Source organism: Weissella diestrammenae, assembly GCF_014397255.1.
In the GTDB taxonomy this organism is placed as follows: domain Bacteria; phylum Bacillota; class Bacilli; order Lactobacillales; family Lactobacillaceae; genus Weissella; species Weissella diestrammenae.
Genome location: NZ_CP060724.1, coordinates 782285 through 795326, shown reverse-complemented (window position 1 = coordinate 795326; position 13042 = coordinate 782285). Strand labels below are relative to the sequence as shown.

Below are 13042 nucleotides of genomic sequence, written 5' to 3'. Positions count from 1 at the left end.
TTATTTCTCCTCTTTATTTAATCGTTGATACAATCCACTACCTTTAGGTAATAATTGCCACTCTTCACGCGTCAATACATTTTGTCGATTAATTAGCCAAACAAATAAACTGGCCCCAAACACGATTGCCACTAGCAGTGTCAAACTACTTGCACCTCTTGAGACCCCGAATATCCAATCACCTAAAATAGTTGTCAGTTTAACAACAACCGTCATCATCAAAGTAATCCTCACCATCTGCCCGATTACCCGGGAGATATGCATCATCTGCCATAAATCACTTGGCACTCGATAAATCACAAATACTAACACTGGGATGAGAGCCAACAACGTTGCAACACTAGCCCCAACAATTCCAAATTTTGGCACTAAAATCACATTCAGGCCATATTTTAAAATCATTGCGCCCCAAATGCTACCTCGGATTCCGTTGATTTTATCCATTGCTTGCAATACAGTCACGATAACCAAAATTAAGGTCGCCGGTAAAATCACAAGCATATACATGCTCAATGCGCCATTACCTTGACGCGAATTAAATAACACTTGGTTAAGTTGTGGCATAATCGCTATCATACCGCCTGTTGCCCCCAATGCTAAGACCAAAGACAAGCGTAAAGAAATCGCAAAATCATGTTTAAATACCTGGTGTTTTTGCTCAATAAAATAACCACGCAAATTAGGCAACAGTGCCGTACCAAGACTTGTCGCTAACACCATGCCTAGTTGAATCAGTGGTTGTCCTCGATCATAAACACCCTTCAACGCTTCAGCGTTACTCGCTACCATACCGCCATGGACTAATAATTTTTTTAATGAAAATGCGTCCATTAATTGTAAAATCACTAACATGGCTGCAATCATCGCCACCAATCCACCCTCTTGCCACAGACGTTTCAATAACTGACGCCATTGATAGTCTGGCGATGGTGTCGTCATTGGCATGCTTTCTGGTTCCCAAATTTTTTTTAAAGTCGAAAACATAGTACCTGTCGCAAAAAAAGCAGCAATTGGTGCTCCGGCCATGGCCCACATTCCCATATGATAAACATTCCAATGTACCAAAGCAGCATAGATTGCCACACCAATGATAATCACGACCCGAACAATTTGTTCAACGAGTTGCGAAACAGCTGTGGGCCGCATATCCATTTGTCCTTGTGAAAAACCACGCCCAATCGTTAGAAAAGGCATAAATAAAAACATCCAAGCCACAGATTGAATGACAGGCGCCAAATTCGAATCAGCCATCAGTTGCGCAATATTTAATGCAAAACCGTACAGGCCAATAAAAATGATCAGACTAATCAAACTCAATAACCAAAACAACCGTCGAACAACAAATCGTGCATGTATCGCATCTGGCTGTTCACTCACAATTTTTGAAATAAACATTGGCCAACCACTAAGTGCTAAGACCATTCCAATCCCGTAAATTGGATATACCTGTTGATAAACGTAAAAACCAGTATTACCAACGATATTCTGCAATGGTACTCGATAAAGTGCACTTAAGATTTTAGCAACGACACCCGTCACCATTAAAATGGCCGCACCAGACAGCATGGTATTATTTTTCGTCTTTTTCATCAAAAGCCTCCAAAAAATGTTCAACTCCTAGTAACCAGTCATCCTCAGTCATCTTTGGTTGAATGACAATATCAATTTTGGCCGGCTTGATTGCAATGGCTTGACCCTTAAGATGTGCCGTTTGCAAAACCGACTGCCAATCGACATTTGTCAAATCAGCATGTTCCTCAAAAGTAACATGAATTAATTGCATTTGTCGCTTATCTCGTTCTATTTTCACAACTGCTGCAAGATCAGCCAGGTGCTTAATACGTCTAATCGTCAATAGTTTTTGCGCTTGAATTGGTAACTCGCCATAGCGATCAAGTAAATCTTCTTCAAGACCAACAAAATCAGCCTCAGTTTTGGCCCGACTGATACGTTGATACAGTTCAATTTTTTGTGCACCGCCTGGTACATAACTCTCTGGCAAAAAGGCTTCGATGCCCAAATCAATCTCTGCATCAATATGATTAACTGCAACTTTCTTTCCTTGCTTAACTGCAACCGCTTCTTGTAGCATTTGCGTATAAAGATCATACCCAACACTATTAATGAACCCATGTTGTTGCGAACCTAACAGATCCCCAGCACCTCGAATTGATAAATCACGCATTGCAATTTTAAAACCTGATCCCAATTCAGTAAAGTCACGAATGGCCTCTAATCGGTGTTCACTCACTTCACTTAACGTGCGATTCCCAGGATACATGAAATAAGCATAGGCTAGATTATTCGAACGTCCAACGCGCCCTCGAATTTGATACAACTGAGCTAATCCCATTCGATCCGCGCCTTCAACGATTAATGTATTCGCATTTGGAATATCCACACCAGTTTCAATAATCGTCGTAGTAACCAAAACATCATATTCACCGTGAATAAAATCAAATAATACGCCCTCAAGTTGTACCTCAGTCATGCGTCCATGAATGACAGCCACACGTGCTTCTGGGACAAGTGATTCAACATAGGCTTGCGTTCGTGCAATATCCTCAACCCGATTATGCAAATAAAAGACTTGACCGCCACGTGCCATTTCACGTGTAATTGCCATTGCAATCTCACGACCATTTTGTTCCATCACATACGTTTGAATGGGAAAGCGATTGGCTGGTGGGGTTTCAATAACAGATAAGTCACGTGCGCCAACCATTGCCATATTTAACGTGCGGGGAATTGGTGTCGCTGTTAACGTCAGTACATCAACATCAACCTGTAACTGTTTCAATCGTTCTTTGTGTTTAACCCCAAAACGTTGTTCTTCATCAATAATCAATAATCCAAGATCTGCGAAATGAATCTCATTTCCCAATAATTTATGGGTTCCAACGACAATGTCAATCTCATGCTGTTCAAGTGCTTTCACAATTTCCTTAACCTGCTTGGCCGTTTGAAATCGTGAAAGCATAGCTGCACGAACATGAAAGTCTTCAAATCGCTCTTGGATCGATTCAAAGTGTTGTTGCGCCAAAATCGTTGTTGGTACCAAAATCGCAACCTGTTTATTTTCATGAATCGCTTTAAAGGCTGCTCGAAAGGCAACTTCAGTTTTCCCAAAACCAACATCCCCACTAACAAGCGATCCATGGGACGTGATTTTTCCATATCTTTCTTGATTTCCTGAGCTGATTGTAATTGATCAGGTGTTTCTGGATAGGGAAAGGCTGATTCAAATTTCTGGATTTCAGCATCATCTGGTGCATATGCAAAGCCCTTTTTAGCTTCACGGGCCGCATACAACTGAATTAGTTCGTCAGCAATATCTTCAATTCGAGCTGCAACTTTACGTTTCGTTTTAACCCATTCTGTGCCGCCTAACTTACTTAATTTCGGTGCTTTTTCTCCAGAACTCACATACTTTTGAACTAAATCAAGTTGCGTAACTGGAATGAATACCTTACCAGCACCTTGATATTGAATCGTAATGTAATCCTGTTTAACGCCTCGTGTTTCAATTGTACTAATACCGTTATAAACACCGATTCCATGATTAAGATGGACTACATAATCGCCGGGCTTTAATTCACTATAACTTTTAATCCGTTCAGCATTCGATAGTGTTTGTCGCCTTGGCGGCTTACGAGTCACCGTTTGAAAGAGTTCCTTTTCAGTTAAAACAACTAGTTTTAGCGCCGGAATTTCAAACCCTTCATTTAACGGTAGAGTACTCATTTGTGTCCGACCAACCATTAACTTGTCAGGCGCGACCACATTCACCGTGACTTGAAAGTCATTTAACATTGCTGCTAATTTGGTTTCCCGTGCTGAGGTGTTAGTCAACAACACAATCGTGTATTTTTGTTTCTGCCACCGCATCATTTCACTTTTAATGAGCGGCATTTGACCATAAAATTGCTGAGCTGGACGCGTTATGAAATGTGTTAGACTGGTTTGTTTTAATGTCCCGATACTACGTTGCAATGGTGACACAACAATACTGGTGTGCTTATCCGATTGCGCCAATGTCGCTAATTCAAAGCCAAAATTTGCCGTTGGTAAGACTTGATGTTGTGCCATCCGTTCTGTCCACCAAGCTGCCGAATCAATATCTGCTTGGTGCGCATTTTCTAATGCTCTTGGATAATCATCAAATACCACAACCCCCGCTTCAGGTAGATAATCCAGCAAACCTGTCTGTTGAGGATACATATACATTAGGTATTGCCGCATTTCCGGTGGGATTTGCCCATTTGTAATTTGGTCTAACAATGGGGTCAGCGCCTCGGTCAAATGCCGCTTTTCAGCACCAGATAATTGATCGCGATACATCGTTAATGCTGATTCTAAGCGCGATTTCACAACCGGTAATTCGTCTGGTGCCATCACTAAATCAGTCACTGGTAAGATGTCAATTTCTGTCAACTGTTCTAAACTTTTTTGGGTCTGTGCATCAAAATAGCGCAGCGAATCTAAATCTGTATCAAAAAAATCCATTCTGACTGGCTGTTCATGATCTAAAGGATAAACATCGATAATTGATCCTCGGATTGAAAACTCACCTGGAGACGTTACGGCATCTGTTCGTTGATACCCCATTTCTAATAATTTATTTTGGATGAATCCAATATCATACACATCATCAAAATTAATATTTAAGCGTGCTTGATTAAAATTAGCCACCGGTGGTAGATATTGTTGAACGCCAGCATAACCAGTGACAACAACCGCTTGTGCATCATTTTGGATTAAATTTAATGCGTGTACACGTTGCATCAACGTATCGAGCGATGACAACGCAATTTGCGCACTCAGCGTTTCCTCAGCAGGAAAATAAACCACATGCGATTCACCGACAACGCTACTCAGATCAGCCACTAATTGTTGGGCATGAAACTGACTATCGGCAATCACAACCATGGGCTGTTGTAGTGCGCTTGATAAGGCCCCAAAATAGACTGAGCGCGCACTACCAGTAGCACCAGTTAAGACATGCCGCCCCCCAATTTTGAGTCCTTTTAGCAAAGTGCTAAATTCATTTGTTTGGCTGAAGAAATCAACTAATTTCATACTGCCCCCCTATATTCCTTTTAACACACGGTGTCTGTCACATACGACGAAGTTTGTGTCAGACTTAATTAGTTATATTGATTCATTAAGGTCGCCATCGTATGGCCCTCACAAAAATCAGTTATCAACTGTTCCGAGATATCAATTCCTTGTAAGATGTCAATTTGGTCATCCGCATCAAATTTTCCCAAAACAAAGTCAACCACTGCCTTCTTTTCATGTTTTGGGTGTGCAATCCCGAATTTCAAGCGATTAAACTCTGATGTGCCAAGGTGTGCAATGACTGATTTAATCCCATTATGGCCACCAGCTGACCCTTTTTCACGTAACCGTAGTTTTCCCAATGCTAAATCCATATCATCTTGCACAATCAATAAATCATCTAATGCTAATTTATAATATTTGACTAAACTACCAACTGCTTCACCTGATAAGTTCATATACGTTGTCGGTTTGACGAGTAAAACCTTTTCTGCCCCAATGCGAAGCGTCGCAACGTAAGCCTGATGCGGTCCATCTTGTTTAAATGTCACGCCATGTTTTTGGGCAAAAGCATCAATTACCATAAAGCCAATGTTATGGCGGGTCTGATCATATTTTTGTCCGACGTTACCCAACCCTACAATCATTTTCATTTTATATTTCTCTTTTCATCACGCGTTTTAGAGGCTGAACTTTAACAAGCCCGCCTCGCCAATTAATTTTAATTATCGTTATCTTCTGCTAACTGTCAATTTTTTCATACAGTTAATAGTGATTATTTATATTTTACCCTAATCACAATATTAATTCTGCCTACAATCAATTCTTTCACTCCACATTGCATTTTCATGCAAAAAATGAGAAAAATTAAAAACCACCAACCACAATCAACCATGTGTATGATAAATTATATACAGTATTTTAAATTTCAATATTCATATATTATTAATTTAAAGTCAAAATAAATTCATTACACATTTTAACTTTCCTAATTTTTCATTAAACAAGGTGGCCGCTATTTTGAACTGACTGCAATTTAATAAATTGTAATTTTTATGTTATAATTTTCAAATGCCTTGTCATACCATTATTTCGCTACGAATAATTTCAGATGACATACCAAATTTTGTTTTTTTCCTTCATTAACAATAACTAATCCGGTCTATAAATTTCATAGGTTATTATGGTGGAATTATTAGATAAAGATTAGAGAAAGAGATTGTCTCATGCTTGAATCATTGATTAAGCCCAAAGATGAATTAGTCACTGTCACTGAGGATTCTTCATTAGCTGACGCGTTAACAATATTCAATTCGACCACATTTCGAGCCATTCCGATCCTAGATACAACTGGTACGCTCTTTCGTGGCGCTATCTATAAAATGCACATCTTTAAACATCAAGCCAATCAAGGCGATTTGAATTTGCCAGTCACAACGATGATGCGAAATATGACGAAATTCATTGAAACAGATGCGACATTCTTTGATACCATCTTTGCGCTACAAGATTTACCTTTTATTTCGGTCGTCGATGCAAATCATCACTTCCAAGGTATCTTAACGCACACAACGATGTTAAAAATGCTGGCTAATTCATGGCAGACGACTGAAGGTCGTTATGTGCTCACATTACTGACTGATGGTGCCCGTGGCAGTCTTGAACGGGTTGCAAAATATATTTCGCGCTATTCAACCATTTCCAGTGCTTTAACCCTGAATCCAAATGATAATTTACGGACACAACGCCTGATTATCACCTTGCCAAATACAGTAGACAAGAACACCCTGTCAAAGATCATTAAATTATTATCCCGTAAAGGCTTCCATCTCGAATCTCTTGAAGATTTGGAAAAGAAATCTTTTATGCCACAATAAAAGCGAAGAGTCATCAATCCCTCTTCGCTAAAATTCAAACGCCAGTTGGCGTTTTTTAAATTTCATTATCTTTTTCAACACGATTTATTTCAGACGTCATTTCTGATTGCACTGATTCAGATTCAGCTTCAGCAATCGAATCAGTTGTTGTTTCAGCACTAACTGGTGCAACTTCAACTGGCGCATCCTCTTGCCCGTTACCAATTCCGCCCATTTGTGAAAGGGTGTTCGTTGCCAAAACGCTAATAATAAACATTAGCACAGAAATAATAAATGACAAAACTGAAAATGCACGACCATCAGACGTAAAATTCTGTACAGAATCAGCACCGGAGAATAACCAGTTAACACCAATTAAAGTCCAAATTGCCCATGTTTTTAATCCGGCATCACGAAAGCGACGAACGGTTAATGCCAAAGATGGAATAATAATTGCAAGTGTAAATAAGACAATGATGCTAAAAATCATGAACAGCCACACACCACCAGCTGCCAACATTTGCCCAATAAAATTACTTGATACCGAGCTATTAGTCACTGAAGATGTCGCCGTAGCAATCATGCTGATTCCAGCAATTGCCAAGGCAATGATGAGAATTGTATAAATAATCACTAACCACAGCGTTACCCACCAATACTCTGCTCGCGTTGAGCGTCCTGTAAAATCAACATAACGTTGCCAAAACAATTTAAAAGCTTGACCCATTCCAACCATATAAAAAATCCTCCTTAATAATATACTTAAATTATATAACATATTTATACAATAAATAAATGGTAAATAAAAAAGCACCAATTAACTTAGTGCTTTTGATTATTATTTACGCTGTATACTTATCTAATACTTTTTCAATCATGTCTAACGTGTGGAACCCTGTTAACCGTTCAACAACCTGACCATCTTTTTTAATAATTAATGTTGGAATTGCACGGACACCCAATTTCTCCGCCGTTTGTTGATTTTCATCCACGTCTAGCTTAGTAAATTTAACTGCTGCGTTTTTCTTGGCAGCTGCTTCAATCACTGGACTCTGCATCCGACATGGACCACACCATGTTGCCCATAAATCAGTGAGCGTAACGCCATTAGCTGTCTCTTGTTCAAAATTTTCATCTGTAATCGCTTGAACTGTCATCTGTCGCACCTCATTTTCTATTTTTCAGTCACCATTGGTAAATAGTCACCATATCCTGCAGCTAGCATCTCATCTTTTGGAATAAATTTCAATGCTGATGAATTAATGCAATACCTCAATCCACCATCCGCGACTGGTCCGTCATTGAAAACATGTCCTAAATGCGACTGACCTTCTCGTGAGACAACTTCCACCCGATCCATACCAAAGGAATGATCATGTTTCTCAATCATATTTTCTTCATCAATTGGATGGGTAAAAGCCGGCCAACCACAACCAGAATCATATTTATCTCGTGATGTAAATAATGGTTCACCACTCACAACGTCAACATAAATACCTGGTTCATAGAAATTATCATACTTTCCTGAAAATGGTCGTTCAGTTGCCGCGTGTTGCGTTACATTATACGCTTCTTTTGTTAACTGTGCTTTCCGCGCAGCCATTGTCTCTTTTTTATCCATTTTTATCCCCCAAAAAACTACTTTTGTTGATCAGCCCAATATTTCTGCTGATAAGCAAGTCTAGGTCCCATCATCATTGCTTCACGGGCTGGATCTTTACGATAAAAATCTTGATGTTCTTCTTCAGCATCATAAAATACTTGTGCTGGTAAAATCTGCGTTACAATTGGCCGATCAAATCGATTTGATTGTGCCAACTTCTGTTTCGATGCTTCAGCAATTTGTGCTTGTTGTTTTGAATTAACAAAGATAATTGGTCGGTATGTGTTACCGCGATCGGCAAATTGACCAGTCGCATCTGTTGGGTCAGCAATCATCCAATAAATATCCAACAATTGCTGATATGAAATTTGTTCAGCATCATACCAAATCTTAACTGCTTCCACATGACCCGTTGTATGTGAACAAACTTGTCGATAGGTTGGATTTGCAAGATGTCCACCAGTATAGCCAGAACGCACTTTTAAAATACCTGGCATTTTTTCAAATGGCTCAACCATACACCAAAAACATCCGCCCGCAAAAATCGCTGTCTCTTCTTTCATATTATTCCCCCACTACTGTTGCCAAATTTGATGAAAGTTTAATCCAGTCCAAACTTGGCCATCAGACATCTTAATTACTGGCAACCGACGAATCCCATTTTGTTTCAATCGATCGATTTCTTTCGGCTGCTGATCAACATTGACAAGATGAACTGTAATGCCTCGCTGCTCTAACAATTTAGCGGTTAGTTTGCACTTGAGACACCCCGTCACATGATAAATCGTTGCCGACTTTTTGTTCATCTTTATCTGCTCCTTGCACATCATTAATCCCCACGTTAGGATCTAGAATCCCTGACGCACTTTCTAACACATTATTCAGGTACTTACTCTGTTTCAAAGTTAAATCACCATCACCAAATTGATCCATTGCATATCCCTTGACATAAATAAGCCCCAAATTTGATTCGATAGTTGCATTAAATTCATCAGTTAATTGTTCTGGCTTAGCAAGAATTAAATTAAAAGCAACGTCTAATGTACACGTTGCAGCGTTTGAAAATGGTCCAACACCGTCATCAAAATCCAACACTAAAACAGTATCTGTTTGCATCATCTTGCGAATCTTTTCTGTTAATTGATCTGAAATTGTTAACATCATAAACCCTCCTAAACATCTCAAAGCCTTGATCCATCTTAAAAAATGTATCAAAGCATGTCTTTTTCAATCTTACCATCGTCTTAATTATTCAGCCAAAATTGACTCAATAGTGACAACAGTGACAGGCAATATTACGCCTTGCACTTCAATCACCTCGATTCATTTTCTATTTATATTGTGCACCATTTAATTGTGTTAGTCAAGTTACACCTAAGACAACTCATAAAAAAAAGAAAACCCGCTCATCACGTGTCTTCTTTCAATATTTATTTTATTTTCTATGAGACTGTCATAGTTTCTAACTGTTGTTGTTGCTGTAATTGTAATGTTTGTGCTTGATTTATTTCATTATATAGTTCGGTCGCCATTGCCTGGGGAATATACCCATTACTAACCCCTTGATGAATAAAGTTATACTCAAATTGGAAAGCCTGCATATATAACTCACTATCGACCGTCACAGCCGTTTTACTGTAATCATGCTTGATGTTAGCCAAATAACGGTTCAATGTTTTTCTAACTAAATCAATATGTTGATTATCACTCCGTTTAGCATCTAATCGTTCGCGTAGAATATCATCGATATGTTTATCAACTGCATTAATCACATCATCGTTTAATGCCAACAAAGCCGTATGTGTATCTTGCCATTTTTTTAACATATCTTCACCTTGAGCCTTTTGCCATCTATCACGTTGTACCCGGCGTTGATTTGGTGTCACGCCCCCATGTTTGACATGCCATTTTGTTTCTCGCATTAAATGCTTAACATGATGTTGATACTTTCTAAATTGTTTGAAAGGGCCATGCTGTAGGTGAGCTGATTTAATCTTTAATCGATCAATAATTTTGTCGTAAATATTAATCACATCAACGGAATATGTGGCGCTAACATAATCACCATGGATATAAGAAATGATGAATTCTTTAGTCTCCGTTAGTAATTCTTCATAATCCTGGCTAATATGTTCGCGATCTGTCCCCCAACCTTTTTGTGATTGTAATTGAGCTGTCAACGCTTCACGAATATCGTGTTCGTCAATTGTATCCCGTACTTGCAAAATAGCATAATCCACCATCTTATTTCGAACGTGCTCAATATCCTTATCTGAATATAATGTCGTTGACTTTGGTAGCATGCGTGGTAATACCAATGCACTAACTACCATACTAATTAAAATAACTAGCGCCGCAATGATAATCAATTCATCACGATAAGGGAAAGCATGTCCAGCAATTTCATGTGGTAATGAAAACGCCATAGCCAACGTCATCGTCCCATGCACGCCACTAATTGCAAAAATCCGCGAATAAAAATTATGTTCATCCTGATTTTGAAAGGTAAAAAAGCCTGCATGATGTCGCCCATCTTCACGTAATGCCCATGTATACCGAATAATAAACATCACCAAGTAAATTAAAATACTGACCCCAACTAATGCCAACGTACCCAGTCGACCAATTTTTTGAACTTCTTGGAAAACGGTTGGTAATGTAATCCCTAAAATTAAAAATACAATACTGTTCAAGACATTGGATAAAGTGGACCAAATTGTATTCTGGGTAAGTTGGACACGCGTTGACGACAAGCGCAACCGGCTCGCTTCCCAATTATGAACAATCCCCGTTGCCACAACCGCTAAAATCCCAGATACACCAAATTGTTCAGCTAATAGATAAATCGCAAATGGGGTCAGCAATCCAATAGGAATGACCGTTGTTTCTGCATTTGTTGCATGTAAATTCAAATTAACACGTAACGAAACAATTAGCATCCCTCCGACGATTCCAACAATCACACCACCAAGGGCCACGAAAATAAAATGTTCAAGTCCACCAACAAAAGACAAACTCTGATTACCCAAAACCGATAAAGCTAAATCTAAAATAACCAAACCTGTCGCGTCATTAAACAACGCTTCCAACTCAAGCGCTTCGCCCACGCTACTAGGCATCTCCCCACCACTCGTCAATGATTTAACTGCGACCGCATCTGTTGGTGTCACAATCGCAGCCAAAGCGATTGCTAACGGCAGTGTCCACACCGATTCCACAAAATTCGTAATCAATCCAACAACTGCTACGGTTGCTGCCGCTAGAACAACTGACAATAAAAAGATAACCGAAAATTTGTCCCTAATCTTTTGAAAAGATTGCTTCTGCCCATCGATAAACATCAATGGTGCGATAATCATCAACATAAAAAACTCAGGTTCTAATTCAAAATGGTTAAAAATTGGCGTCACTGATAACACCATCCCCATCACAATGAGAATAAACGCCTCAGGTATCCGTGGAAAAATTTGTTTCACAATATTGGCAACAATCACACCAATAATCAATAAGGCCAATGTATAAAATGTTTGCATATTGGCTCCTTTATAAATTTATTTCAATCAATAAGTGCTATATTTGCATATTTTACCACTGTATATGGGATAAAAAAAGAAGCAGTCAGTAACTGCTTCTACGTTAATAATTATCTGGTTGATCTAATCTTTTGGGGTCACATCTTTGATGCCGTTTTCATGAAACTGATTATCATTCACAAAAGCGTCATCATCATTGAAATGAAAAGTCGTATGCTGAGTGTTAAAAGTATACGCTTCACCTCTTTCTTCAGCTGCCTTCATATTTTTCCGTAAGCGACGTAAAAAGATAAAGGCCCAAATAGCACCAATCCCAATTAGAACTAAAAACAAGAGTAATATCACGGCAATCACTACAATCGCCAAATGGAAACCAATCCCGATAACCGTCAATAATACCGGCAATATAACCGTCAAAGCAAAAACCGCAACGATTAGCCAAACTAACCATTTAATTAAATTTCGCAACATATTTTATCCTACTCCTCTTATTCTGAACGTGCCGGCAAATCAACTGATACCTCTTCAATCACATGATCCCGTAAGGCACGCCGTAAATCATTGAGAAAAAATCCATTTTGAAGTGGCAGTACCTGATCAACCGCAAAGATTGTCAACGAATAATCATGGACTTTATCCGGCGGCATTGGCCCAATATATGCCTGCGTCAATTCCGGCTGATCTTTGCATTCTCGCCACATTGAATTTGTCCCACGCGTATAAACGGTTGTGGTTGCTGCTAAATTAGCAGTAATGTCAGTCACCGGCAAATTGGCCGCTAACCAGTGAATCCATGGAAAACCACCAACTGGTACTGCATCGTAGTCAATCAAAGCGACTGCTAACGTTTTCGTTTTCTTAGGGATACCCGTTATCTGCACCGGAAAATTAATCACCGGCATGCCAGCCATTCGTGCTGATTCTGGCGCAAACTTAGCATAACCATCTGGAATAAATCCTTGTGAATCTAATGAAACCTGAACGCGCAT

Annotated in this window: 12 protein-coding genes and 1 pseudogene; 1 reads left to right on the top strand and 12 read right to left on the bottom strand. The window is 39.2% G+C overall.

All coding sequences use genetic code 11. The annotated features are described in order from the left end of the window. The 3 genes and pseudogenes from H9L19_RS03975 to pth all read right to left on the bottom strand — a co-directional run bounded on the left by H9L19_RS03975 (window position 1) and on the right by pth (window position 5714). Window positions 1–1590 (bottom strand): putative polysaccharide biosynthesis protein, encoded by a 1590-nt coding sequence (locus tag H9L19_RS03975; RefSeq protein WP_187529841.1) that lies wholly within the window; start codon window positions 1588–1590, stop codon window positions 1–3. Beyond that, a pseudogene (gene mfd / locus H9L19_RS03970) lies at window positions 1571–5079 on the bottom strand (transcription-repair coupling factor). Before mfd ends, H9L19_RS03975 begins: the two are co-directional and overlap by 20 nt. 68 nt (window positions 5080–5147) lie before the next feature. Further along, complete coding sequence (gene pth, locus H9L19_RS03965) at window positions 5148–5714, bottom strand: aminoacyl-tRNA hydrolase (protein WP_187529840.1); 567 nt, start codon at window positions 5712–5714, stop codon at window positions 5148–5150. 573 nt (window positions 5715–6287) lie between these two features. On the opposite strand from pth, the gene cbpA reads away from it, so the two are divergent. Beyond that, the gene (gene cbpA / locus H9L19_RS03960) at window positions 6288–6938 is read left to right on the top strand and encodes a cyclic di-AMP binding protein CbpA (RefSeq protein ID WP_187529839.1); all 651 of its coding nucleotides are present in this window, start codon (window positions 6288–6290) and stop codon (window positions 6936–6938) included. A 55-nt stretch (window positions 6939–6993) separates the two neighbouring features. Here the strand turns inward: cbpA and H9L19_RS03955 are convergent, their stop codons facing one another. From H9L19_RS03955 to H9L19_RS03915, 9 genes are all read right to left on the bottom strand, one after another. Beyond that, entirely contained in the window at window positions 6994–7653 is a 660-nt protein-coding gene (locus H9L19_RS03955) for a DUF805 domain-containing protein (RefSeq protein WP_187529838.1), read from the bottom strand. 106 nt (window positions 7654–7759) lie between these two features. Continuing rightward, window positions 7760–8074: a thioredoxin gene (gene trxA / locus H9L19_RS03950; protein ID WP_187529837.1), complete on the bottom strand. Its 315-nt coding sequence runs from the start codon at window positions 8072–8074 to the stop codon at window positions 7760–7762. Between the two features lie 17 nt (window positions 8075–8091). Then, window positions 8092–8538 (bottom strand): peptide-methionine (R)-S-oxide reductase MsrB, encoded by a 447-nt coding sequence (gene msrB / locus H9L19_RS03945; RefSeq protein WP_187529836.1) that lies wholly within the window; start codon window positions 8536–8538, stop codon window positions 8092–8094. Window positions 8539–8555: 17 nt separating this feature from the next. Beyond that, entirely contained in the window at window positions 8556–9083 is a 528-nt protein-coding gene (gene msrA / locus H9L19_RS03940) for a peptide-methionine (S)-S-oxide reductase MsrA (RefSeq protein WP_187529835.1), read from the bottom strand. A gap of 12 nt (window positions 9084–9095) precedes the next feature. After that, window positions 9096–9260: a thioredoxin domain-containing protein gene (locus H9L19_RS03935; protein ID WP_243198224.1), complete on the bottom strand. Its 165-nt coding sequence runs from the start codon at window positions 9258–9260 to the stop codon at window positions 9096–9098. Between the two features lies 1 nt (window position 9261). Further along, window positions 9262–9684, bottom strand: a complete 423-nt coding sequence (locus tag H9L19_RS03930) for an iron-sulfur cluster biosynthesis family protein (RefSeq protein ID WP_187529833.1) — start codon at window positions 9682–9684, stop codon at window positions 9262–9264. Between the two features lie 278 nt (window positions 9685–9962). Then, entirely contained in the window at window positions 9963–12053 is a 2091-nt protein-coding gene (locus H9L19_RS03925; protein ID WP_187529832.1) for a cation:proton antiporter, read from the bottom strand. 123 nt (window positions 12054–12176) lie between these two features. Beyond that, complete coding sequence (locus H9L19_RS03920; RefSeq protein WP_187529831.1) at window positions 12177–12524, bottom strand: MMPL family transporter; 348 nt, start codon at window positions 12522–12524, stop codon at window positions 12177–12179. 17 nt (window positions 12525–12541) lie between these two features. Further along, a complete protein-coding gene (locus tag H9L19_RS03915) occupies window positions 12542–13042 on the bottom strand; it encodes a YbhB/YbcL family Raf kinase inhibitor-like protein (RefSeq protein WP_187529830.1) in 501 nt (166 codons plus the stop codon).